Annotated in this window: 21 protein-coding genes; 12 read left to right on the top strand and 9 right to left on the bottom strand. The window is 70.3% G+C overall.

All coding sequences use genetic code 11. From position 1 onward, the window contains the following. Positions 1–70 precede the first annotated feature (70 nt). Positions 71–1,510: a MocR-like pyridoxine biosynthesis transcription factor PdxR gene (gene pdxR / locus N4G66_RS08805; protein ID WP_261703426.1), complete on the bottom strand. Its 1,440-nt coding sequence runs from the start codon at positions 1,508–1,510 to the stop codon at positions 71–73. 41 nt (positions 1,511–1,551) lie between these two features. On the opposite strand from pdxR, the gene N4G66_RS08800 reads away from it, so the two are divergent. Beyond that, a complete protein-coding gene (locus tag N4G66_RS08800; RefSeq protein ID WP_261703425.1) occupies positions 1,552–2,124 on the top strand; it encodes a carboxymuconolactone decarboxylase family protein in 573 nt (190 codons plus the stop codon). Positions 2,125–2,174: 50 nt separating this feature from the next. Here the strand turns inward: N4G66_RS08800 and N4G66_RS08795 are convergent, their stop codons facing one another. From N4G66_RS08795 to N4G66_RS08785, 3 genes are all read right to left on the bottom strand, one after another. Further along, entirely contained in the window at positions 2,175–3,668 is a 1,494-nt protein-coding gene (locus N4G66_RS08795; RefSeq protein WP_261703424.1) for a glutamate synthase subunit beta, read from the bottom strand. A 303-nt stretch (positions 3,669–3,971) separates the two neighbouring features. Continuing rightward, positions 3,972–4,451, bottom strand: a complete 480-nt coding sequence (locus N4G66_RS08790) for an anthrone oxygenase family protein (RefSeq protein ID WP_261703423.1) — start codon at positions 4,449–4,451, stop codon at positions 3,972–3,974. 169 nt (positions 4,452–4,620) lie between these two features. Further along, entirely contained in the window at positions 4,621–5,316 is a 696-nt protein-coding gene (locus N4G66_RS08785; RefSeq protein ID WP_261703422.1) for a DUF2293 domain-containing protein, read from the bottom strand. A gap of 132 nt (positions 5,317–5,448) precedes the next feature. Between N4G66_RS08785 and N4G66_RS08780 the strand changes: the two genes are divergently transcribed. Both N4G66_RS08780 and N4G66_RS08775 read left to right on the top strand, forming a co-directional pair. Continuing rightward, positions 5,449–6,090 carry a uridine kinase gene (locus N4G66_RS08780; protein WP_261703421.1) on the top strand — a complete coding sequence of 214 codons (642 nt, stop codon included), beginning with the start codon at positions 5,449–5,451 and terminating at the stop codon, positions 6,088–6,090. Positions 6,091–6,354: 264 nt separating this feature from the next. Continuing rightward, positions 6,355–6,792: a CBS domain-containing protein gene (locus N4G66_RS08775; RefSeq protein WP_261703420.1), complete on the top strand. Its 438-nt coding sequence runs from the start codon at positions 6,355–6,357 to the stop codon at positions 6,790–6,792. A 336-nt stretch (positions 6,793–7,128) separates the two neighbouring features. Here N4G66_RS08775 and N4G66_RS08770 read toward each other — a convergent pair whose 3' ends face one another. After that, the gene (locus N4G66_RS08770) at positions 7,129–8,256 is read right to left on the bottom strand and encodes a magnesium and cobalt transport protein CorA (RefSeq protein ID WP_261703419.1); all 1,128 of its coding nucleotides are present in this window, start codon (positions 8,254–8,256) and stop codon (positions 7,129–7,131) included. A gap of 260 nt (positions 8,257–8,516) precedes the next feature. Between N4G66_RS08770 and N4G66_RS08765 the strand changes: the two genes are divergently transcribed. Next, positions 8,517–9,311, top strand: coding sequence for a methyltransferase domain-containing protein (locus N4G66_RS08765; RefSeq protein ID WP_261703418.1), 795 nt, complete (start codon positions 8,517–8,519; stop codon positions 9,309–9,311). Positions 9,312–9,370: 59 nt separating this feature from the next. Here the strand turns inward: N4G66_RS08765 and N4G66_RS08760 are convergent, their stop codons facing one another. Continuing rightward, positions 9,371–10,345 carry a carbohydrate kinase family protein gene (locus N4G66_RS08760; RefSeq protein ID WP_261703460.1) on the bottom strand — a complete coding sequence of 325 codons (975 nt, stop codon included), beginning with the start codon at positions 10,343–10,345 and terminating at the stop codon, positions 9,371–9,373. 20 nt (positions 10,346–10,365) lie between these two features. Then, positions 10,366–11,271 (bottom strand): pseudouridine-5'-phosphate glycosidase, encoded by a 906-nt coding sequence (locus N4G66_RS08755; RefSeq protein ID WP_261703417.1) that lies wholly within the window; start codon positions 11,269–11,271, stop codon positions 10,366–10,368. A gap of 325 nt (positions 11,272–11,596) precedes the next feature. Between N4G66_RS08755 and N4G66_RS08750 the strand changes: the two genes are divergently transcribed. Then, entirely contained in the window at positions 11,597–11,959 is a 363-nt protein-coding gene (locus N4G66_RS08750; protein WP_261703416.1) for a cupin domain-containing protein, read from the top strand. Positions 11,960–12,140: 181 nt separating this feature from the next. Here the strand turns inward: N4G66_RS08750 and N4G66_RS08745 are convergent, their stop codons facing one another. Both N4G66_RS08745 and N4G66_RS08740 read right to left on the bottom strand, forming a co-directional pair. Further along, on the bottom strand, positions 12,141–12,695 hold the full coding sequence (locus tag N4G66_RS08745; RefSeq protein ID WP_261703415.1) for a methylated-DNA--[protein]-cysteine S-methyltransferase: 555 nt from the start codon (positions 12,693–12,695) through the stop codon (positions 12,141–12,143). A gap of 80 nt (positions 12,696–12,775) precedes the next feature. Next, complete coding sequence (locus N4G66_RS08740) at positions 12,776–13,642, bottom strand: glycerophosphodiester phosphodiesterase (protein WP_261703414.1); 867 nt, start codon at positions 13,640–13,642, stop codon at positions 12,776–12,778. Positions 13,643–13,920: 278 nt separating this feature from the next. Here N4G66_RS08740 and N4G66_RS08735 point away from each other — a divergent pair, with 278 nt between their 5' ends. The 7 genes from N4G66_RS08735 to N4G66_RS08705 all read left to right on the top strand — a co-directional run bounded on the left by N4G66_RS08735 (position 13,921) and on the right by N4G66_RS08705 (position 22,719). Next, positions 13,921–14,793, top strand: a complete 873-nt coding sequence (locus N4G66_RS08735; RefSeq protein ID WP_261703413.1) for an MHYT domain-containing protein — start codon at positions 13,921–13,923, stop codon at positions 14,791–14,793. Between the two features lie 40 nt (positions 14,794–14,833). Further along, positions 14,834–16,966 (top strand): excinuclease ABC subunit UvrB, encoded by a 2,133-nt coding sequence (uvrB, locus tag N4G66_RS08730; RefSeq protein WP_261703412.1) that lies wholly within the window; start codon positions 14,834–14,836, stop codon positions 16,964–16,966. Positions 16,967–17,127: 161 nt separating this feature from the next. Continuing rightward, positions 17,128–17,706 carry a TerD family protein gene (locus tag N4G66_RS08725; RefSeq protein ID WP_261703411.1) on the top strand — a complete coding sequence of 193 codons (579 nt, stop codon included), beginning with the start codon at positions 17,128–17,130 and terminating at the stop codon, positions 17,704–17,706. Between the two features lie 43 nt (positions 17,707–17,749). Further along, positions 17,750–19,780 (top strand): TerD family protein, encoded by a 2,031-nt coding sequence (locus N4G66_RS08720; protein ID WP_261703410.1) that lies wholly within the window; start codon positions 17,750–17,752, stop codon positions 19,778–19,780. A gap of 318 nt (positions 19,781–20,098) precedes the next feature. Then, positions 20,099–21,088, top strand: a complete 990-nt coding sequence (locus N4G66_RS08715) for a TerC/Alx family metal homeostasis membrane protein (protein ID WP_261703409.1) — start codon at positions 20,099–20,101, stop codon at positions 21,086–21,088. Positions 21,089–21,215: 127 nt separating this feature from the next. After that, positions 21,216–21,518 (top strand): hypothetical protein, encoded by a 303-nt coding sequence (locus N4G66_RS08710; protein ID WP_261703408.1) that lies wholly within the window; start codon positions 21,216–21,218, stop codon positions 21,516–21,518. Positions 21,519–21,618: 100 nt separating this feature from the next. Beyond that, entirely contained in the window at positions 21,619–22,719 is a 1,101-nt protein-coding gene (locus N4G66_RS08705; protein WP_261703407.1) for a calcium:proton antiporter, read from the top strand. Position 22,720: the final 1 nt, after the last annotated feature.

Raw genomic sequence — 22,720 nt, 5'->3', positions numbered from 1 at the left:
ATGCGACGGGACGGTCACGAGGGCGGTCTGGCGTCGGCCGGCCGTCGGTGCGGCGCCGGGACGAGCGCGCTCAGCGGGGCGGCAGTACGTCGCACAGCGCGTCCAGCGCCGCCCCGTAGGCATGTTCCGCGGGTGTCGCATACCCCACCACCAGTCCGTCCGGCGCGGACATCGCTGCCTCCGGGTGCCGGAACTCGGCGAGCCCGTCGAGCGCGACCCCTTGCCAGACGGCCGCCTTGACGGCCGACCGCTCGGTCCCCGGCGGCAGCCGCAGTACCGCGTGCAGCCCGGCCGCGATCCCGGTGACCTCGATGTGCGGCGCACGCGCGGCGAGCGTGGCCACCAGCCGGTCGCGCCGCCCCCGGTACCGCTGCCGCATACGCCGCACGTGACGGTCGTACGAACCGGAGTCGATGAAGTCCGCGAGCGTCAGCTGGTCCAATGCGCTCGCCCACGCCTCTCGTTCGCCCTTGGTCTCCAGCACGGGATCGACGAACCGCTCCGGAAGGACCATCCAGCCGAGCCGCAGCGCCGGTGACAGGCTCTTGCTGACCGAGCCGATGTGGATGACCCGCTCCGGGTCCAGCCCCTGCAACGCGCCCACGGGTTTGCGGTCGTAGCGGAACTCCCCGTCGTAGTCGTCCTCCAGGATCACTCCGTCCCGCGCGCGTGCCCAGTCGACCACCGCCGCACGCCGCTCGGCGTGCAGCGGGCCGCCGGTGGGGAACTGGTGCGCGGGCGTGAGCAGCACGGCCCGCTCACGCCCCAACTCGCCGACCAGTGCGCCGTCTTCGTCCAGCGGAAGGGGTACGGTCCGTACGGAGGCGTCGGCCAGGAGCTGCCGGTGGAAGCCGAGACCGTACGACTCGACCGCCAGCGGACCCCTGAGGACCTGCGGGAAGAGCAGACGCAGGGCATGGGCGAAGCCCGAACAGATCACGATCCGTCCGGGCTCCGTGCGCACCCCGCGCGCCCGGGCCAGGTACTCCGCGAGCGCTTCCCGCAGCTCTGCCCGCCCGGCCGGATCACCGGGCCCGAAAGCCTCGTTGGGTGCCTGCTGGAGGGCCCGGCGAGCGGACGCCAGCCATGCGGCACGCGGGAACGACGATGCGTCCGGAGTGCCCTGCCGCAGGTCGTGCCGGGGACCACGCGCGCGGGGCGCCTTCCTGGGCACGCGCGAGGGAGCGCCCGGCGAGGCGGCGCCCGCCCGTTGCCTCCTGTGCGGGGGAGTCACCCCCGCGGCGACCCGGGTGCCCGAGCCCTGCCGGGCGGTCAGCCAGCCCTCGGCGACGAGCTCGGCGTACGCGTCGGCGACCGTGTTGCGCGCGACGCCGAGGTCCGTGGCGAGCGAGCGGTACGGCGGCAGCCGGGTGCCCGGCACGAGCCTCCCGCTGCGCACGGCCTCGCGCAGCGCGCGGGTCAGCGCGGCTCGCCGCCCGCCGGGACCCGACAGCTCCAGGTGCAGATCGGCACCGATCCGCTCCGCAGAATTGACCCATGATTCCGCCATGGAAATGCACCCTACAGTCGGTCTATCCGGCCCGTAGATTCATGGTCATGACGACGAACACGAACACCACGACGAACCCGAGCATCACGACGAACCCGAGCACCACGACGGCCGCAGCGGGTGCTGCCGACGCAGTCGGCGCCGGTGGGACGGCCATGCCCGGAGCCGCCCGGCTCGACCTCGCGAAGTCCGCCCCGAAGGTCTTCCGCGCCCTCATCGGCTTCGACGCGGCGGCCCGCGAGGGACTCGACCCGGCCCTCGTGGAACTGATCCAGATCCGCGCCTCGCACCTCAACCACTGCGCGTACTGCCTCCACATGCACACCAACGATGCCCGTAAGGCAGGTGAGAGCGAGGACCGGCTGCACATGGTCGCGGTCTGGCGCGAGGCCCGTCATTTCTTCACGTCCAAGGAGCAGGCCGCCCTCGCCCTGACCGAGGCGGTGACGCTGGTCGCCGACGCGGGTGTGCCCGACGACGTCTACGCCGAGGCGGCAGCCCACTTCGACGACCAGGAACTGGGTCACGTCCTCGCACTGATCTTCGCGATCAACACCTGGAACAGGGTCGCTCTGTCGACGGCGAAGGTGGCCGGCACGGACGAACGCCGCTGAGGCGCTGCCCGCCCGGTGTCCGGCCCGCGCCTCGCGGCCGGTCCTCGGCGCTAAGCGGTCATGGGACGGTCGTACGGGCCGATCGGGGCCGGCAGGCGCGTACGGGCCGCTCCGCTCAGCGCCCGGTCCACGGCCGAGGCGACCGCCCGGCCCTCGGCGATCGCCCACACGACGAGCGACGCGCCGCGTGCCGCGTCCCCGGCGGCGTACACCCCGGGCACGTTCGTGTCGAAGTCGGCGCCGCGGGCGATCGTGCCGCGCGGCTCAAGAACCAGTCCCAGCTGGTCGATCAGGCCGTCGTGCCGGTCCGGGCCCAGGAAGCCGAGCGCGAGCAGCACGAGGTCGGCCGGCAGGGTCCGGCCGGAACCGGGTATCGGGCGTCGCCGCTCGTCGACCTCGACGAGATGCAGCGAGCGCACCCGCCCGTCGGCGCCTCCGCCGAACTGGAGCGTGGACGCGGCGAAGAGCCGCGCGTCCGCGTCCGCGGCGGGTGCCGTGCCCAGCGCGCCGGCCTCCTCGTGCGCGGCGGAGAGCCGGTAGATCTTCGGATATGTAGGCCACGGCTCGGCATCCTCGTCGCGCTCGGCCTCCGGCTGCGGATAGATGTCGAGCTGGGTCACGGACGCGGCGCCCTCACGTACGGCCGTCCCCAGGCAGTCGGCTCCGGTGTCACCGCCGCCGACGATCACCACATGCCGGCCCGCCGCGGACAACGGAGAGACCTCCAGATCCCCCTCGCACACCCGGTCGGCCAGCGGAAGATATTCCATGGCCTGATGGATGCCGGACAACTGCCGTCCGGGTACGTCCAGTTCGCGCCAGGCTGTGGCCCCGAGCGCCAGTATCACGGCGTCGTAGCGTGCCTTGAGTTCGGTCGCCCCGATGTCGGTGCCGATCGTCGTCGAGGTGCGGAACTTGGTTCCCTCCGCACGCATCTGGGCCAGTCGCCGGTCCAGCTGTCGCTTCTCCATCTTGAACGCGGGGATTCCGTACCGCAGCAGGCCGCCGATCCGGTCGGCCCGTTCGTACACGGCCACCGTGTGCCCGGCCCGCGTCAGCTGCTGTGCCGCGGCGAGCCCGGTGGGCCCCGAACCGACGATCGCGACCGTCCGTCCCGAGAGCCGGTCCGGCGGCTGCGGCCGTGTGAATCCGTCCTCCCAGGCACGGTCGGCGATGGCGACCTCGACGTTCTTGATGGTGACTGCCGGCTGGTTGATCGCCAGCACACAGCCGGCCTCGCACGGCGCGGGGCACAACCGGCCGGTGAACTCGGGGAAGTTGTTCGTGGCGTGCAGCCGGTCGCTCGCCGCCCGCCAGTCGTCGCGCGAGACCAGGTCGTTCCACTCGGGGATCAGGTTGCCCAGGGGGCACGCGTCATGACAGAAGGGGATGCCGCAGTCCATGCACCGGTCGGCCTGTTTCTCGATGATCGGCAGCAGGGCTCCGGGCACGTACACCTCGTTCCAGTCCCGCACCCGCTCCTGGACGGGCCGGCGCGGATACTCCTGGCGCGGTGTGGTCATGAAACCCTTGGGATCGGCCATGGCCGTCTCCCTCATGTACGCGTACCGGTGCGGGGCAGCACGGCCGTCGGCCGTCATCGGCCACGGAATCCGGGCGGCACTCCTTTCCCGCCACGATACGTCGCCCGCGCATACGCCGCCGCCCCAGACGACAGCGGACCGCGGGCTCGGACGCGGGCTCGGACGAGGGCGGACGTGCACACAGCCGAGGGAGGGACGGACGCGCCCGGTCGAAGGTGGGACGGACGCGCTCCCGGCTGGTGAGGCGCGGGCGCACACAGTCGGTGAGGCGCGGGCGCACACAGTCGGGGAGCGGCGGACGGCTCAGGTGAGGGCGAGCGCGTACGACACGGCCGCGGCGGCCGCGGCCGCGGTGCGGACGTGATTCCACATCGTCCACTGGCGTACATACGTGGGCCAGTAGACGGCGGCCTCCGATGTTCCGGGGTCCAGCTTCAGCAGCGCGTCATTGCGCGGGACGTTCGCCGCGATCGTCACCCCGAACGCCCCGAACAGATACAGCGCGCTGCCGAGCAGCAACTCCACCGTCCCCTCGTCGGGCAGCAGTACGAAGGTCACCACCGCCAGCACCGAGCACAGCACCGCCGACCCGATGAACGCCAGCATGAACGGGGGGCGGACCGCGGCGACGTTGATCGCGTTCATCGCGGCGACTCCCTGCGCCGGCGGCAGCTGGGCGAGCGCCTTCATCACGAAGGTCGAGAACCCGAAGAACACCCCCGCCACCAGCCCGCAGCCGAGTACCCCCAGCAGCGTCAGCACGAAATACGGTCCATCGATCATGTCCACTCCCACGTCGAACCGGCCGGGCCCAAGATCCTGCACAGCGCCGATCGTCACCACAAGTGAAATCCGCCACGACGACGGTGGCCATGGCCGAGCGGCGCGGACACCTGCGCGAGCGTCCACTCACGCCCGCCGAACGTCCACTCACACCTGCGCGAACGTCCACTCACGCCCGCGCGGTGATGTCGTCACGCCATTCCCAGAGCCTTGTGTCCACCGTGGCCGCGATCCTGCGGCGCGCCTCGTACCGCGAAACGCCGCTCATCAGCAGTTGGTCGTACGGAGTCTCCGTGTGCCGCACGGACGCGCGGACCGCAGCGGTCACGGCCGCCTCGGACAGCGCGCGGCCCGCCGAGCTCCGCCCGACCCGCCCGCTGCCGCGCACCGAGGCATGCGCGGCGATCACTCGCGCCCGGTCGGCCGGACAGTATGGAAACAGTCGGCGTATCTCCCGCGCGAACGCGTCCGTGAAGCGGACATCCTCCGCCTCCCGGCGTCGCGCGTCCCGGGCGCGGCGTCGCCGCCGCGCCTCCGCGTCCGCAAGACACCGCTCCTCGGCCCGGGAGAGCGCCACCTCCTCGACCATGACGCCCTGCCGTTCGTACCGGCCCCGCCGCCGGTTGAACCGCACCACCACGGCCGACAGCGTGCTGCCCTCCCGCGATCTGCGCGTCAGGGCGGTGTCGCCGCGCGGCAGGAACACCAGGTGCCCGAGATCCGCACAGTCCAGACACCGAGGTGCCCCCTCCTCCAGCACCAGCAGCGCGAGGGGCCCGTTCCGGCACTCGACACAGCGCCGCTTCTTGAGCGGCTGGACGACGAGAAGCCCGTTCCGGTGCGGGGGATCAGCGATCGGTGCCATACGCGGTTCCTTCCCCGGACCGGCGCCACATCTACGTCGTCGGGAGATGCCCATGCACGGCCCGCGCCCCGGTGTCTCCCGTGCACCTCGCGGCCCGCCGCGCCGACCGGGTCTCTGCTCGCTCGCGGCATCATGGGCCCTGTGCGACTCGAAGCGATCACCTGGGAACGGCTCGGCGACCTCCTCGCCGACCGTCTGCTCGATCTGAAACCCGAGGACGGCAGCCCCTGGCCACGCGTCGCCTTCGACGGAGCCCCGGCCGCCCGCCCCGGTGAACTCGCGCACCGCGTCTTCGATGCGTTGCGCGTACGCGGCCGTTCCTCGTTGGTCGTCGGCGCGGAGGGCTTCCTACGCCCCGCCTCGCTCCGGCTCGAATACGGTCACCATGACGTCGAGGCCTACTACGACGGCTGGTTCGACACCGGCGCTCTCTGGCGTGAGGTCTTCGGTCCCCTCGAACCCGGCGGCGACGGCAGGGTCCTGCCCGACCTCTGGGACCCCGCCACCGACCGGGCCACCCGCAGGCCCTATGTCCAACTCCCGCCCGGCGGAATCCTGTTGCTCCATGGCCCCCTCCTCCTGCGCCACTGGTTCCCGTTCGACCTCAGCGTCCACGTACTCCTCTCCCCGGGTGCCCTCCGCCGCCGTACTCCCGAGGCGGAGCACTGGACCCTTCCCGCGTTCGCCCGCTACGAGAGCGAGGTGGACCCGGCCGCCACGGCCGACGTCCTGGTGCGATCCGACGACCCCCGCCACCCGGCGTGGAACGGCTGACCGGTATGGAACGGCTGACCACGACGGCCGTCGCCGTCCCCTCGGCCGTCGCCTCAGTCTCTCGGTCGTCGCCCCAGTCTCTCGGCCTTCGCCCCGTCCCCTCGGCGCCTTCCTCCGGCTCGATGGCCCTCGACTCGGTCCGCCGGCCGCCCGGATGCACGTACCTCCAGGTGCGCAGCCCCTGGGGCGCGGCGAGAATATAGGGTGCCGGGACTAGCGGTGTGTTCCGCGCCGCGCCGGCCGTCCGGCACCGGGAGGTACTACATGACCACCGCCGGAGACATAATGCACCGCGGTGCCCAGTGGATCCCCGCCCACGAGACCCTGGACCGCGCCGCCCAGCTGATGCGCGAGCTCAACGTGGGCGCCCTGCCCATCAGCGACCAGAACGAACGACTCTGCGGCATCCTCACGGACCGTGACATCGTCGTCGGCTGTGTGGCCATGGGTCACGACCCCGCACGGGTCACCGCGGGCGAGATGGCCCAAGGCACACCGCGTTGGATCGATGCCGGCGCCGATGTCGGCGAAGTGCTTCAGGAGATGAAGGGGCACCAGATCCGACGGCTTCCGGTGATCGAGGACAAGCGACTGGTCGGCATGATCAGTGAGGCCGACCTCGCCCAGCACGTCAGCGACGAACAACTCGCCTCCTGGGTCGAGAGCGTCTACGCGAGGGGCGCGAGCAGCGCGACGGGCTGACCCCGTCGATCTCCCGACCGGCCCGATCCGACCCGACTGAAAGCGCTGCGAAGCGACCCGGCCCGAGCGACCCGGCCCGAGCGACCCGGCCCGAGCGACCCGGCCCGAGCGACCCGGCCCGAGCGACCCGGCCCGAGCGGCCGGGTTCCAGGCGATCCGACGTGAAGCGAGCGCACTTGAAGCGAGCGGACAACTGGGCGCACCTGATGCGCCCCGGAGGCGACCACGTCGCATCGCCCGCTCCCGCTCTCCGGTCCGCCCGCTCCCGCGCTCCGGCCCGTGCCGAATACGCGGCACGCTCTCTCGTCCGGCTGGCCGTGCCGGGCGGGAGACGTGTCAGAGCCAGCCGTTGCGCCTGAACCCTCGGTAGAGGACGAGGCAGCCGATGGATATGGCGCCGATGACGATGGGGTAGCCGAACCTCCAGTGCAGCTCGGGCATGTTGTCGAAGTTCATGCCGTACACGCCGCAGACCATGGTCGGTACGGCGATGACCGCCGCCCAAGCCGTGATCTTCCGCATGTCCTCGTTCTGCGCCACGGTCACCTGCGCGAGATGCGCCTGCAGGATCGAGTTGAGCAGTTCGTCGAAGGCGGCTATCTGCTCGGTGGCACGCAGCAGATGGTCGGAGACGTCCCGGAAGTACGCCTGTATCTCCGGGTCGACCACGCGGGTCGGCCGGGTCGCCAGCTCCTGGACGGGCCGGGCGAGCGGGACCACAGCCCGCTTCAGTTCGAGGAGTTCACGCTTGAGCTGGTAGATGCGGCCCGCGTCCGTGCGTGCGCCGTTCTCGGCGAACACATCGGCCTCGACCTGGTCGATGTCCGCCTGGACCGAGTCCGCGACGCTCATGTAGTCGTCGACCACATGGTCCGCGATCGCGTGCAGGACCGCGGCCGGCCCCTTGGACAACTTCTGCGCATCGGACTCCAGCTCCTCGCGCAGCGGGCCCAGGGATCCGTGCCGTCCGTGCCGCACAGTGATGACGAAGTCCGGCCCGACGAACACCATGATCTCGCCGGTGTTCACCACTTCGCTGGTCGCGGTCAACTCCGTGTGCTCTACGTAGCAGACGGTTTTGAAGACCGCGAACAGCGTGTCGCCGTACCTCTCCACCTTCGGACGCTGATGCGCCTCGACCGAGTCCTCGACGGCCAGCGGATGCAGGTCGAAGAGCTCGGCGATGCCCGCGAACTCCAGGTCGGTCGGTTCGTGCAGTCCGAGCCAGACGAATCCCTCGTCGCGCTTGCGGATCCGCTGCACGGTGTCGACCAGATCGCGGCCCTCGGGGATCCGGGCGCCGTTCCTGTACGCCACGCAGTTCACCACCGCGGAGCCCAAAGGCGACCGGGCCGGGTGACTCAGGTCGACACGGCGCCGCCGCCGTGTCAGCCGTGCCACTCTGCGGAGGCCGTCGACCGCACCGAGAGCCGTCACCCTCCGCAAATTCCCTGCCATGGACATCTGGATCTCCTCGCGTGGATCTCCTCGGGCCGCACTTTGCGCCTGGCGCGCCAGTCTGCCAGGCCTGGTCGGACACCGGAAAAGGCTGTGGGAACGGAACATTCCGTTCCGTGACGCGAGGTACTCCGACGACTCGACGTCGCACGGCGTCAGCCGCCCGGCGCCCGGTGTCGCCGGGCGGAACTCCTCAGGTGATGCGGGTGCCGACAACGGGAGCGTCAACGATTCCCGACAAGCGGGTCAACTGGGATGATCTCCTCATGACGCGAGCCGACGGGTATCTCCTCGACAACCAGCAGACCGAGGCGGGACAGCGTTTCGACGCCCTCGCCGCTCTCTTCGACCCCACGACGTTCCGGCACATGGAGCGCTTCGGCGTCGGGTCCGGCTGGCGCTGCTGGGAGGTCGGGGCGGGCGGCACGTCCGTCGTGTCCTGGCTGGCCAAGAAGGTGGGCCCGACGGGGAGGGTCGTCGCGACCGACATCGACACCTCATGGGCGGCCTCCGTAGCGCGCTCGCCGGTCGAGGTCCGCGTCCACGACGTGGGTGCCGAGGAACCGCCGGGGGAGGGCTTCGACCTCGTGCACGCCCGGCTCGTACTGGTCCATGTGCCGGACCGGGAGAGGGCGTTGCGGTCGATGATCAAGGTACTGCGGCCCGGCGGCCGGATTCTTGTCGAGGACGCCGACCCCGCCCTGCAGCCTCTGCTCTGCCCCGACGAGTACGGCCCCGAGCAGCAGCTCGCGAACCGGCTGCGCCAGGGCTTTCGCAAACTGCTCGCCGATCGCGGCGCCGACCTCGCGTACGGCCGCAAACTCCCGCGACTGCTCCGGGAAGCGGGGCTGCGGGGCGTGGAGGCCGACGCGTACTTCCCCGTCACCTCACCCGCCTGCGGCACGCTGGAATCCGCGACGATCCGTCAGATCCGCGACCAGCTCGTCACCGCGGGCCTGGCCACCCAGGAGGAGATCGACCGGCACCTGGCCAACGTCGCCGCGGGGTCCATGGACCTGGCGACGGCGCCGATGATCTCGGCCTGGGGGCGCAAGAACTGAGCGAGAGCGGGAAGCCGGGAATCGGGTGCCACGGGTACGCCCTCCTGCGGGCGAGGCGTTCAGCGGGCCCGCGTCTCTCCATCGCGTCGCCGTCGGCTTCCCGTGGGCGGTCTTCCGCCGACCCGTTCCACGGCCTTCGCTCCCGCCGCGCATCCCGCCGTCGCCGCCTCCTCGGGTTCGGCGCCCGCGAGCAGTGCGGCGAGGAAAGCGCCGGTGAAAGCGTCACCGGCGCCCGTCGTGTCACGAGGCGTCGCGGGCAGCGCCGGGACATGGGCCCGGACGGATCCGGAACGGGCGATCAGGGCCCCGTCACCCCCCAGCTTGGCGACGACCAAGGGGAAGTGGCGGCTCAGCTTGGCCGCCGCGTCGGCCGGATCGGGCAGCCCGGTCAGCAGACGCGCCTCGTCACGGCTTGGCAGCAGGACGTCCACGCCCGCGCACAGTTCGAGGAAGCGGTCCACACCCAGCTCGGCCAGGAACCCCGCCGACGCCGGGTCGAGGCTCACCGGCACACCACGCGCGCGTGTCGCTTCCAACACCACCGAGACCAGCGCCCGGCTCGGCTCGGAGAAGAACAGGTAGCCCGACAGATGCAGCCGCGCGACCCCGTCGAGCAGCGCGGGCGACCAGTCGCCCGGTGCGAGCCGCAGTGACGCCCCGCTGTCCGTGAGGAACGTCCGTTCCGCCGACGCGCCGGTGTCCACCAAGCAGATCACCGTTCCGGTCGGCGTCTCCGGATCGGTCACCAGGAGGGGCCGTACGCCGCTCGCAGCGAGTTCGCGTTCGTGCCACGCCGCGGAGTCGCCGCCCACCCTGCCGAGGAGCCGTACGTCGGCGCAGCCGTCGTACACGGCCCAGCACGCGACGTTGGCGCCCGCGCCGCCCGGCACGGTCCGGACGGCCGCGACCGTGTCGGTGCCGGCCGCCAGTGGTCCGCGATGCCGGGCGACGACGTCCGTGACCACGTCCCCGACGACGAGCAGAGCGCCTTCGGCCAGGTCGCCTCGGTCAGCCGTTTCGGCGCTGCCGCCCAGGTCGCCTCGGTCCGCGTCGCTCACGCCCCCGCCCAGGCTGCTGCGATCCGCCCCGCGAGGCGTACGTTGCCGCGTACCGCCGCCAGATTGGCGCCGAGTGAGGCACCGTCCGTGTGCCGGACCAGATAGCCGAGCAGGAACGGTGTCACCGCCTGTCCGGTCACACCCTCCTCCTCGCACGCGCGCAGCGCTTCGGCCAGCACGCGCGCGTGGAGCGCGGGATCGAGCTGCTCCTCCTCGGGGACGGGGTTCGCGACGATGAGCGACGAGTCCGGGGCGTGCAGCGCGTCCTGAGCGCGCATCACCTCCGCCACCTGCTCGGGAGACTCCAGGGTCCAGTCCACGGGGTGCCCCGAGTCGGACAGATAGAAGCCGGGGAACTGGTCCGTGCCGTACCCGGCCACCGCCACGCCCAGCGTCTCCAGGCGTTGGAGGGTCGCCGGCACGTCCAGGATCGACTTGACGCCCGCGCACACCACCGTGATCCGGGTGCGCGCCAACAGGCCCAGATCGGCGGACTCGTCCTGGGTCACCGTCCACTCGCGGTGCACACCGCCGAGCCCTCCCGTCGCGAACACCCGTACCCCCGCGCGGGCCGCCAACAGGGCCGTCGCGGACACGGTCGTCGCGCCGCTCGCCCCCGCGGCCACCGCGAGCGGCAGGTCACGGTGGCCCAGCTTGCGGATGCCGTCCTCGTTCGCGACCCGCTCCAGTTGGTCCTTGTCCAGACCGACGTGCGGCCGACCGTCGAGCACGGCGATCGTCGCGGGTACGGCGCCCTCCTCCCGGACGACCTCCTCCAGTTCGAGTGCGACCTGCAGATTGCGCGGGCGGGGCAGCCCGTGGGCGATGATCGTCGACTCCAGGGCCACCACCGGCCGGCGCGCGCCGAGCGCCTCCCGCACCTCTTCGGACACCACGATCACGCGCCTGCCTCCTGTCGTCGGTCGACGTTCCCCGTCCCTGGATCTCTGGCGAGCGGCGCGCCCGGCCAAACCCATGTGACCAGCGGTGTACGACACCAGCCTGGGGGCATGACGGACAACTCGCCACGTCTCGGCCATGTCGTCCTGCGGGTACGTGATCCGGTCACCTCGGCGACTCCTACGAGAAGGCGGTCGGACTGCGCTGCGGCCGCGCGGTACGGCCACCCTGCGCGTCAGGACCTTGTCGAAGTGCCGTGCGGCGCCGGGCCGGACAGGGAGACCCTCGTCGCCCCGGGCGGCGGGCAAGCCCTTAGGGTGTCCGCTCATGACCATGAACTCCCAGGCCGCACCGTCCTTCGCCGTGCACATTCCCGACGCCGAACTCGAACCCGAGCCGCTGGACCCGGCCCAGATCGTCTCCGGCGACCCCGCGGTGACGGGCAAGGTGCTGTGGGAGTCCGCCGACGGCAAGCAGCTGCGCGGCATCTGGCAGATCACGCCCGGCGTGGTGACCGACACCGAGGCGAACGAGCTCTTTGTCGTCGTCAGTGGCCGCGCCACCATCGAGGTGGAGGGCGGCGACGTCATCGAGGTGGGTCCTGGTGACGCGGCGTTCCTGCGCGAGGGCGACCGTACGACGTGGACCGTCCACGAGACGCTGCGCAAGGCGTACCACATCAGCCTCTGAGGATCCGAGGAGCGGATGCTCCGCCGCACGCGCAGCGCACCCTCCCCGCCCTCCGCTCGAAGGCCGGAGAGGTGTGCCGCGAGCCGCTCATCGGGGCGTACTCACGCGGGTCGTTCTCCCGCGTGGGCTGCAGCCGGGAGGGCGTGATGCGCACCATGCCCCTTCAGCTCCCGCCGCGACCTCAGAACAGCGGTTCCGGGAGGACTCCTTCGAGCGCCAGCAGCTTCCGCTTGGTCTCCAGGCCGCCCCCGAAACCACCGATCCCTCCGTCGCTCTCGACCACCCGGTGGCAGGGCACCACGACCGGCAGCGGATTCGAGCCCATGGCCACCCCCACGGCCTGCGCCGCCCGGGGCTCACCGACCCGCCCGGCCAGGTCGCCGTAGGCCACGACGGAACCGAACGGAACGCCCGAGTTCAACTCGCGCAGCACCTGGCGGTTGAACCCCGAGATCAGCGACCAGTCGAGCGGCAGGTCGAAATCCTGCCGCTCGCCCGCGAAGTACGCCTCGACCTGGCGTATCGCCTCGGCCAGCAGCGGGGACTCCGGGGCCTCGACGAGCTCGCTGCCCAGACGGGACGCGAGCCGGTCGAGCGCCTTGTCGCGCACCGCGTCCGACGCGTGAAAGACGACATTGACCAGGCCGTGGGACGTCGCCGCGAGGAGCAGCGGACCGATGTCCGTGCCGACGACGGACCACACGACCTGCTGCTCGTACCGCCCGTGGCTGTTCATGCGATCCACCGTACGGCCCGCCACTGACAACGCCCGGGGCACCCACGCCGGCACCCGTCCGCACCCCGGGCGATGGCGCGCTAGCGCAGAGCCTCGCGGATCGCGTCGGGCACGTTCGTGATGACGCCGTCCGTGCCGAAGCCCGCCAGACGCCGCGCGGTGGCCGCTTCGTCCACGGTCCAGGCGAAGACCTTCATCGGGCCGTGCGGACCATGGAGCGCGTGGACCGCGGAGACGTAGTCGGACGACAGCGACCGGTGATCGGAGTTGATCTGGTCGGCGAACTCCGCGTACTGGGGCAGCCGCGCGACCGGAGGCGTCCCCAGGAAGGCCGTCGTGATGCCGGGCCGCAGCTGGTGCACCGTCCGGACACTGTCCGCACTGAAGCTCTGGACGATCAGCCTGTCCCTGAGGTGCACCGGGTCGAGCCAGCCCTCGTTGCTCAGGAGCCTGAGCGTCTGTCGCTCGATGCCCGGATAGAGCTCCGGGTTCTTGATCTCCAGGACGAGCTTCTGGTGGTTGCGCGAGACGCCTTCCATGTACTCCCGCAGCGTCGGCACCTTCGCGCCCGCGAACCGGGGGTCGAACCAGCTACCGGCATCCAGGCGGGCGATCTCGGCCGCGGTGAAGTCCTTGACCTTCCAGGGGCTTCGCCCGGGATAGACCTCCTCGACGTCGGTCGTGCGCGCCAGCGATGCGTCGTGCAGGACGACCAGCTGACCGTCGCTGGTGCGCTGGACGTCGTTCTCGACCCAGTCGAACCCCAGCTCGGCCGCGCGGTCGATGGCGTCCAGAGTGTTCTCGGGCACATAGGCCGAGGCGCCGCGGTGGGCGACGACCAGCGGTGCCGTGATCCGGCCGCCGGCCTTGGCGTGCGGGCTGGGCAGTATCAAAACGGCTCCCCCAAGAAGCGCGGCGGTCGTGGCGGCGGCAACGCGCGCGTGCATGCGTTCTCCTCGCGTCGGACGATCACGGACAGTACAAGACTGACAGCAGAGAGTCGACGGAGGGGTGGGGCGAGATGGCCGCGGATTGAATGGAGTTGTCCAAGTCCGGTCACTGGCGCCGTACAAGTGAGGAGAGGTCGTGATTCTTTGCCGGATTATCGTTCGACCATTCCGGTGGGGGTCATACTCTCGCCTCAACCCGGTCCGCTCCGGCGGTCCGGAGGGCGGGGGTGTTCCGGGCAGTTCCAGGAGTAACAGGGCGGGAAAGGCAGCCGCGTATGCAGGGCACGGTCGACGGCTTCACCTATGGACTCGTCACACCGCTGGTGGCGTATTTCATGGCCTGTCTGGGCGGAGCGCTGGGGCTTCGCTGCACCACCAGATCCCTGCTCGTCGCCGGTTCCTGGCGCGCCGGGTGGCTCGCCCTCGGCTCGTTCGCGATCGCGTCCGGCATATGGACGATGCACTTCATCGCGATGATGGGATTCACGGTCGAGCAGACCCCCGTCCACTACGACAAGCCGACGACGTTCGCGAGTCTGGGCGTCGCCGTCCTGATGGTCGGCGCCGGGATCTTCATCGTCGGCTATCAGGGCGCCACCGGGACGGCGCTCTTCACCGGAGGGACCGTCACCGGCCTGGGCATCGCCTCGATGCACTACCTGGGCATGGCCGGGATGCGGCTCAACGGGAAGCTCGCGTACAACACCCTCACGGTCTCGGCCTCGGTCGTCATAGCCGTCGTGGCCGCCACCGCCGCCCTCTGGGCCGCGGGACAGGTGCGTGGATTCCTCTGGAGCGTGGGTGCGAGCCTCGTCATGGGGCTGGCCGTCAGCGGTATGCACTACACGGGCATGGCCGCGCTCAGCGTCCATCTGCACGGTTCGACCGGCGCGGCCCCTGCCGGGGACTCGGCGGCGGCGCTGCTCGCGCCCATGATGATCGGCCCCCTGGCCTTCCTGTGTCTGGCGGGCGTCGTCATGATGTTCGATCCGCAGATGGTCATGGGCCGGCCCGAACGGCGTCCCGCGGAGATCAGGCGACCGGGCATCCCGGCCCATCCCGTCGCCGTGCACGTCGGCCGTCGCCCGGCCGTCCGCCGAGTGCCGGAGCGCGCGTACCGCCGCTCCCGCGCTCCGCAGAGCAGGTGATCGGGCCCGGTTGTCAGTGCGGGGTCGTACGGTGGATTCCATGCGGCCCGTATCCAAGATCGAACGTTCGGTGGCGCCCTTCGAGGTCGTCAGCTCCTTCCAGCCGGGCGGTGACCAGCCCACGGCCATCGCCGACCTGGAGAAGCGCATCCGGGCAGGTGAGAAGGATGTCGTCCTGCTGGGTGCGACCGGCACCGGCAAGTCCGCGACCACCGCGTGGATGATCGAGAAGCTCCAGCGCCCCACGCTCGTCATGGCACCGAACAAGACGCTGGCCGCCCAGCTGGCCAACGAGTTCCGAGAGCTGCTGCCGAACAACGCGGTCGAGTACTTCGTCTCGTACTACGACTACTACCAGCCCGAGGCCTACGTCCCGCAGTCGGACACCTACATCGAGAAGGACTCCTCGATCAACGAGGAGGTGGAGCGCCTGCGCCACTCCGCGACCAACTCGCTGCTGACCCGCCGTGACGTCGTCGTGGTCGCCTCGGTCTCCTGCATCTACGGCCTCGGCACTCCGCAGGAGTACGTGGACCGGATGGTCAGCCTCAAGGTCGGCGACGAGATCGACCGCGACGACCTGCTGCGCCGCTTCGTCGACATCCAGTACACGCGCAACGACGTGGCCTTCGCGCGCGGCACCTTCCGGGTCCGGGGCGACACCATCGAGATCTTCCCGGTCTACGAGGAGCTCGCCGTCCGCATCGAGATGTTCGGCGACGAGATCGAGGCCCTGTCCACGCTGCACCCGCTGACCGGTGAGGTCATCAGCGACGACAACCAGATCTACGTCTTCCCGGCGTCCCACTACGTGGCGGGTCCCGAACGCATGGAGCGCGCCGTCAACGACATCGAGAAGGAACTGGGGGAACGCCTCGCCGAGCTGGAGAAGCAGAGCAAGCTCCTGGAGGCCCAGCGGCTGCGCATGCGGACGACGTACGACATCGAGATGCTCCGCCAGATCGGCTCCTGCTCCGGTGTCGAGAACTACTCGATGCACTTCGACGGCCGTGAACCCGGTTCCCCGCCGAACACGCTGATCGACTACTTCCCGGACGACTTCCTGCTCGTCATCGACGAGTCGCACGTCACCGTTCCGCAGATCGGCGCCATGTACGAGGGTGACGCCTCCCGCAAGCGCACCCTTGTCGACCACGGCTTCCGGCTGCCCTCAGCCCTGGACAACCGCCCCCTGAAATGGGAGGAGTTCCAGAAGCGCATCGACCAGACCGTCTATCTCTCGGCGACCCCGGGGAAGTACGAGCTTTCCCGCTCGGACGGCTTTGTCGAGCAGATCATCCGTCCTACCGGCCTCATCGACCCGCAGGTCGTCGTCAAGTCCACCGAGGGCCAGATCGACGACCTGGTGCACGAGATCCGGCAGCGCACCGAGAAGGACGAGCGCGTCCTGGTCACCACGCTCACCAAGAAGATGGCCGAGGACCTCACCGACTACTTCCTCGAACTTGGCATCCAGGTCCGCTACCTGCACAGCGACGTCGACACCCTGCGCCGCGTGGAGCTGCTGCGCGAACTGCGCGCCGGCGAGTTCGACGTCCTGGTGGGCATCAACCTGCTGCGCGAGGGCCTCGACCTTCCCGAGGTCTCCCTGGTGGCGATCCTCGACGCCGACAAGGAAGGCTTCCTGCGCTCGGGAACGTCCCTGATCCAGACCATCGGCCGCGCGGCGCGCAATGTCTCCGGCCAGGTCCACATGTACGCCGACAAGATCACCCCGGCGATGGAGAAGGCCATCGAGGAGACCAACCGGCGCCGGGAGAAGCAGATCGCCTACAACAAGGAGAGGGGCATCGACCCGCAGCCCCTCCGCAAGAAGATCAACGACATCGTGGCGCAGATCGCCCGCGAGGACGTCGACACCGAGCAACTGCTCGGCTCCGGCTACCGCAAGACGAAGGACGGCAAGGGCGCCAAGGCCCCCGTCCCCGCGCTGGGCGGCAAGGCGACCCGGGCCGCCAAGTCCGCCAAGGGCAAGGACGCCGTCCCGACCGATCGTCCCGCTGCCGAACTCGCCCAGCAGATCGAGGAGATGACGGAACGGATGCGCGCCGCGGCGGCCGACCTCCAGTTCGAGATCGCGGCCCGGCTGCGCGACGAGGTGTCCGAGATGAAGAAGGAGCTGCGGCAGATGAAGGAGGCGGGAATCGCCTGACGGTCACGCCGGTGGCGCCCGGGCCTCGGCCGACGCGCGGTGTGTTGCAAGACCGACACAAAGTCTGCCCCAGGGTTCGGCGCTGTCAGTGCCGCTGCGTAGGGTTCTGCTCATCCGCGGACTCCGCGGCAACAGGGGACAGTTCGAGAGGGGAACAGCGCGTGACGGTCAACATGACCAAGGGCCAGGCCATCAGTCTGCAGAAGAACGACGGAGGCACGCTGACCGCGGTCCGTATGGGACTCGGCTGGCAGGCGGCCCCCCGGCGCGGCCTGTTCGGCTCGCGCACCCGGGAGATCGACCTCGACGCCTCCGCCGTGCTGTTCGCCGACAAGCAGCCCGTCGACGTGGTGTTCTTCCGTCACCTCGTCAGCGACGACGGCTCGGTGCGGCACACCGGTGACAACCTCGTCGGCGGCGTGGGCCAAGGCGGCGACGACGAGGCCATCCTCGTCGACCTGCAGCGCATCCCGGTCCACATCGACCAGATCGTCTTCACCGTGAACTCCTTCACGGGCCAGACCTTCCAGGAAGTGCAGAACGCGTTCTGCCGTCTGGTCGACGAGACCAACGGCCAGGAACTCGCCCGCTACACGCTGGCCGGCGGCGGCCAGTACACGGCCCAGATCATGGCGAAGGTGCACCGCTCCGGAACCGGCTGGCAGATGACGGCCCTCGGCACTCCGGCCAACGGCCGCACGTTCCAGGACCTGATGCCCGCGATCCTGCCGCACCTGTAGGCGGCCGGCGCACACGCACACAGCGACATAAGGGGACAAGACGATGACGGCCGAGCTGGTCAGGGGGCAGAACCACCCGCTCCCCCAGGTCCGTCTCGAGGTCCGTGTCTCGGCCGGGAAGCCGATCGTGGCAGGGGCCACGCTCAGCGACGAGCAGGGCAGGGTCCGGGGCGTCGAGTGGGTGGCCCACCCGGGCGCGCCCACGCTTCCCGGGCTCGAGGTCTCCAAACAGGCGGCGGCCGATCATCGCCTGGCCTTCGACCTTGACGCCCTGCCGCCGACCGTGCACCGGGTCAGCGTGCTGCTCGCGCTGCCCATCGGGGTCGGCGGCCCGGTCCGGTTCGGCGCCGTCGCCGCCCCTTTCGTCGCGGTCACCGGCCTCGACGGTTCCGAGGTGGCCAGCTACACGCTCACCGGCCTGGACGCCGAGTCCGCCGTCGTGGCCCTGGAGCTCTACCGCAGGCAGGGCGTCTGGAAGGTCCGCGCGGTCGGCCAGGGCTACACGGGCGGCCTCGCCGAACTCCTCACCGACCAGGGGCTTCCTGAGGCCCGGCAACTCGCGGGCAGTATCAACGAAGCGGTGGCCCAGGGCCTCGCGCGGTCGGTGGCGGCGCCCCCGCCGCGCACCCCGGACGCGGACCGGTCGCGACAGGCGGCCGCCTCGGCGCCGGGACCGGACCAGCCGTACGCCGGACCTGGACCGCAGGGCACCCCCGGGCTCGTGACGCCGCAGCAGTCCCCGTACGACAGGCCCGGTCCACAGGGAGCCGCAGCTCCGCAGACCGGCCGTCCGGGGGGTTCCACGCAACCCGACCCCTCCTCGGTCGCCCAGCCGTCGTCGCCCACCGCCGGTGGCACGGTCGACTACAGCCACCCCGGTCGGCAGACCGCAGCCCCGCCGCCGCCCCCACCGACCGCTCCGCCGGCCCAGCCCGGACAGCCCGCCCAGCCCGTCGCTGGAGACGCGACCGGCTGGTCCATGGAGGAGCGCCTGTACAACCAGGTGTGGGGAATGTTCGAGGACCTGGCCCGGACCGTTGCCGCGTACCGCAGCGCCGTCGACTTCGCCGACTCGCGCATGGAGAAGGAGCTCGACCACGTCCTGTCCGACCCGCGCAGCCGGATCGGCGGGCAGGGCGACGCCGCGCGCGAGGCCGCCCGCGCCAAACACATGCACCTGGTCGACCAGGCCCGGGCCGTCCTCGACCGGGACCTCGCCCAGCTCACGGCCGAGGCCGAGGTCGTGGAGCCGGCGCTGCCGATGGCCTACGCGCGCTGGGACAACCCGGTCTGGCACGGCTACCGCGCGCCCATGGAAATCCCCATGGCGCTGCGGCTCGGCGACCTCCGTCTGCCCGAGAGCGAGAACCTGAGCATTCCGATGCTGGTGCGCCTGCCACTGGAGCGCGGCCTGTGGATCGACAGCGGTCGCGCCTCCCTGGAGGGCACGCTCGCAGACTCCGACCAAGTGCGCCGCCTCGCCATGGACACCGCCGTGGCGCACGCCGCCCGGCTGCTCGCCGTGTATCCCGCGGGCGAGATCACCGTGCATGTCATCGATCCGGCCGGCGCCGGAGCCTCGTCCCTGGCGCCTCTGACACAGTCCGGGGTGCTCGGCAGCCCCCCGGCCGCGGGTGCCGCGGGCGTGGCGGACGTACTGACCCGTCTCACCCAGCGCGTCGACCTGGTGCAGATGGCGTTGCGCGGGGGAGCGGCCGACTCGCTGCCGCCCGGTCTCGACACCGCCGAACAGCTTCTGATCGTCAACGACTTCCCGCACGGCTTCGACGATCGCGCCGTGACCCAGCTCCGCTACCTGGCGGACGAGGGGCCGGCCGTCGGCGTCCATCTGATGATGGTGGCCGACCGGGAGGACGCGGCCGCGTACGGACCACTGCTCGACCCCCTCTGGCGGTCGCTGCTGCGGATCACGCCGGTTCCCGACGACCATCTCGCCGACCCGTGGGTCGGACATGCGTGGACCTATGAGCCCTCGCTCGTTCCCGCGAACAGCCAGGTGCTCCATCAGGTCCTCGCGCAGGTGGCGGCGGCCCGCCGGTCGTGGAACCGCTGACCCTGCCCCCTCCGGACCCCCGGACCTCAGAGGTCAAGCCGCTTTGCCAAGCGTCCGTAAAGTGCCCTGACCAGGTAACTTGGCCTTTCTTTTACTAATCCCTTTACCTTTCCTTGGTGATTCGGGTACTCTTTTTCCATACGGAGGGGAGTACTCCCTACCTGCTGCGACGCACCCGTCAATACGGATCGAGCCTGATCCCGGGACGTCGGCCCGCAGGCTCCCGGGCGCACCCAGCGCCCCGGCAGCCGCGGGTGGAAGAGACCTCCGGTAGCGCGACGACGCTGAAATCTGCCGTTACGAACTGCCGGAGGCGCAGTGGATGTTTCCCTGACCCTGTGGGTCCTGACCATCGTGGGGCTGGCCGCACTGATCGCGGTCGACTTCTTCATCGGCCGCAAGCCGCACGACGTATCGATCAAGGAAGCCGGAGTCTGGACCGTCGTCTGGATCGCCCTCGCCGGGCTGTTCGGACTCGGACTGTTCCTCTTCGCCGGCGGAGAGCCGGCCGGAGAGTTCTTCGCCGGCTTCATCACCGAGAAGTCGCTGAGCGTCGACAACCTCTTCGTTTTCGTCCTGATCATGGCGAAGTTCGCGGTGCCCTCGAAGTACCAGCAGCGCGTACTCCTCGTGGGCGTCCTGATAGCCCTCGTCCTGCGCGCGATATTCATCGCCGCCGGCGCCGCGATCATCGCGAACTTCGCCTGGGTCTTCTACATCTTCGGCGCGTTCCTCATCTACACCGCCTGGAAGCTGATCCAGGAGGCCAGGGCCGACGAGGACGAGGAGGAGTTCGAGGAGAACAGGCTGCTCAAGGCCGCCGAGCGGCGGTTCGGCGTGGCCGACCGCTATCACGGAACCAAACTGTGGATCCGCCGGAACGGCAAGCGCGTCATGACGCCGATGCTGGTCGTGATGTTGGCGATCGGCACCACCGACGTGCTCTTCGCCCTCGACTCGATCCCCGCGATCTTCGGCCTGACCCAGGACCCGTACATCGTCTTCACGGCCAACGCCTTCGCGCTGATGGGTCTGCGACAGCTGTACTTCCTCATCGGCGGCCTGCTCAAGAAACTGGTCCACCTCAGCTACGGCTTGTCGGTCATCCTCGGATTCATCGGCATCAAGCTCGTCCTGCACGCGCTGCACGAGTCCGGCGTCCATGTTCCCGAGATATCCATCCCGGTCTCGCTCGGCGTGATCTGCGCGGTCCTCGTGGTCACCACGATCACCAGCCTGACCGCCACAAGAAGGCAGGCGGCGCGCGAGCGGGCCGAGAGCGCTCCGAAGGAAAGCATCGACGTCTGACCACGTCGAACGTAGCGACAACCACCCCGGGAGCGGTGCGTGGCGAATTGCCGACCACCGCTCCCGGTGCTTGCTTGGATCCCGAGCGTCTCCCGTCCGGGAGCGCCCGGGCCGGGTGGAGGAATCCATGAAGTTCGTGCAGATCATCGACATCGAGTCCGAGCGGATGGACGAGATGCGTCGGCTCGTCCAGGAGGCGGAACAGCGCAACGCCGGCCGCGAGGGCGGCCCCACCCACCGGCTCGTCCTGAAGGACCGCAACACGCCCAACCGCTACCTCGTACTGATCGAGTTCGAGTCCTATGAGGACGCCATGCGCAACAGCGGCGACCCGGAGACGGGAAAGATGGCGGAGCAGCTGGCGGCGCTGTGCACCAGGCCGCCGTCCTTCACGGACTGCGACGTCCAGGAGATGACCGAGCTGAAGTAGCGGTCCACTCCCGGGGACGGGCTCGTCCGCCGCGGTTCTTTTGGAGCGTGCCCCGCGCCGCCGGGGTGCGGGGCACGCCTGCGACTGCGACGATCGCGGCATGATCGTTCCGCTCAGGTCGCTCGCGAGGCGGTGGACCGCCGTGGTGCCCGCGATCGCGGTGGTGCTGCTCGTGTTCACCTGGGGGCGCGACCTGCCCGCAGCGGTTGTCGCACTGGTGACGCTGGTCCTCGCGGGATCCGTGCTCGCCGCGGTGCATCACGCCGAGGTGGTCGCCCACCGGGTGGGTGAACCCTTCGGATCGCTGGTCCTCGCCGTCGCGGTCACGATCATCGAAGTCGCGCTCATCGTCACCCTGATGGCGGACGGCGGCGCCAAGAGTTCGACACTGGCCCGCGACACGGTGTTCGCGGCCGTGATGATCACCTGCAACGGGATCGTCGGCCTGTGTCTGCTCGTCGCCTCACTGCGCCACGGGCTGGCTGTCTTCAACGCGGAAGGCACCGGAGCCGCCCTGGCCACCGTCGCCACGCTGGCCACACTCAGCCTCGTCTTCCCCACCTTCACCACCAGCAAGCCGGGCCGGGAGTTCTCCACCGCCCAGCTCACCTTCGCCGCGGTCGCCTCCCTGGTCCTGTACGCCCTGTTCGTGACGACCCAGACCGTGCGACACCGTGACTACTTCCTGCCGATCACCCGACAGGGCCAGGTCATCGACGTGGACGACCACGCCGACGCCCCGTCCGCCCGTGAGGCCGGAATCAGCCTGGGACTTCTCGGCCTCGCCCTGGTCGGCGTGGTCGGCCTCGCCAAGGGTGTGTCGCCCACCATCGAGTCCGGGGTCGAGGCGGCCGGCATGCCGCATTCCGTGGTCGGTGTGATCATCGCGCTGCTCGTGCTGCTCCCCGAGACCATCGCGGCCCTGCGGTCCGCCCGCCGCGACCGGGTGCAGACCAGCCTGAATCTCGCCCTCGGCTCCGCGATGGCCAGCATCGGACTGACCATCCCCGCCGTCGCCCTGGCGTCACTCTGGCTCTCCGGACCACTCGTGCTCGGTCTGGGCGCCACCGAGATGGTTCTGCTCGCGCTGACCGTGGTGGTGAGCTCCCTGACGGTCGTTCCTGGGCGGGCCACTCCGCTCCAGGGAGGTGTCCATCTGGTCGTGTTCGCCGCCTACCTGGAGCTGGCCGTCAACCCCTGAC

The organism is Streptomyces rhizosphaerihabitans, from assembly GCF_025399795.1.
GTDB lineage: Bacteria > Actinomycetota > Actinomycetes > Streptomycetales > Streptomycetaceae > Streptomyces > Streptomyces rhizosphaerihabitans.
This window is presented reverse-complemented; position numbering and strand designations above follow the sequence as displayed.

Excerpts from the sequence above, each read along its gene's own strand:
- N4G66_RS08800 (WP_261703425.1), top strand. The coding sequence starts at position 1,552 with ATGGTCATGACGACGAACACGAACACCACGACGAACCCGAGCATCACG.
- N4G66_RS08740 (WP_261703414.1), bottom strand. The coding sequence starts at position 13,642 with ATGCACGCGCGCGTTGCCGCCGCCACGACCGCCGCGCTTCTTGGGGGA.
- N4G66_RS08770 (WP_261703419.1), bottom strand. The coding sequence starts at position 8,256 with ATGTCCATGGCAGGGAATTTGCGGAGGGTGACGGCTCTCGGTGCGGTC.
- N4G66_RS08745 (WP_261703415.1), bottom strand. The coding sequence starts at position 12,695 with ATGAACAGCCACGGGCGGTACGAGCAGCAGGTCGTGTGGTCCGTCGTC.
- N4G66_RS08735 (WP_261703413.1), top strand. The coding sequence starts at position 13,921 with ATGCAGGGCACGGTCGACGGCTTCACCTATGGACTCGTCACACCGCTG.
- pdxR (WP_261703426.1), bottom strand. The coding sequence starts at position 1,510 with ATGGCGGAATCATGGGTCAATTCTGCGGAGCGGATCGGTGCCGATCTG.
- N4G66_RS08765 (WP_261703418.1), top strand. The coding sequence starts at position 8,517 with ATGACGCGAGCCGACGGGTATCTCCTCGACAACCAGCAGACCGAGGCG.
- uvrB (WP_261703412.1), top strand. The coding sequence starts at position 14,834 with ATGCGGCCCGTATCCAAGATCGAACGTTCGGTGGCGCCCTTCGAGGTC.
- N4G66_RS08790 (WP_261703423.1), bottom strand. The coding sequence starts at position 4,451 with ATGATCGATGGACCGTATTTCGTGCTGACGCTGCTGGGGGTACTCGGC.
- N4G66_RS08780 (WP_261703421.1), top strand. The coding sequence starts at position 5,449 with ATGGGCCCTGTGCGACTCGAAGCGATCACCTGGGAACGGCTCGGCGAC.
- N4G66_RS08705 (WP_261703407.1), top strand. The coding sequence starts at position 21,619 with ATGATCGTTCCGCTCAGGTCGCTCGCGAGGCGGTGGACCGCCGTGGTG.
- N4G66_RS08710 (WP_261703408.1), top strand. The coding sequence starts at position 21,216 with ATGAAGTTCGTGCAGATCATCGACATCGAGTCCGAGCGGATGGACGAG.
- N4G66_RS08795 (WP_261703424.1), bottom strand. The coding sequence starts at position 3,668 with ATGGCCGATCCCAAGGGTTTCATGACCACACCGCGCCAGGAGTATCCG.
- N4G66_RS08785 (WP_261703422.1), bottom strand. The coding sequence starts at position 5,316 with ATGGCACCGATCGCTGATCCCCCGCACCGGAACGGGCTTCTCGTCGTC.
- N4G66_RS08775 (WP_261703420.1), top strand. The coding sequence starts at position 6,355 with ATGACCACCGCCGGAGACATAATGCACCGCGGTGCCCAGTGGATCCCC.
- N4G66_RS08750 (WP_261703416.1), top strand. The coding sequence starts at position 11,597 with ATGACCATGAACTCCCAGGCCGCACCGTCCTTCGCCGTGCACATTCCC.
- N4G66_RS08720 (WP_261703410.1), top strand. The coding sequence starts at position 17,750 with ATGACGGCCGAGCTGGTCAGGGGGCAGAACCACCCGCTCCCCCAGGTC.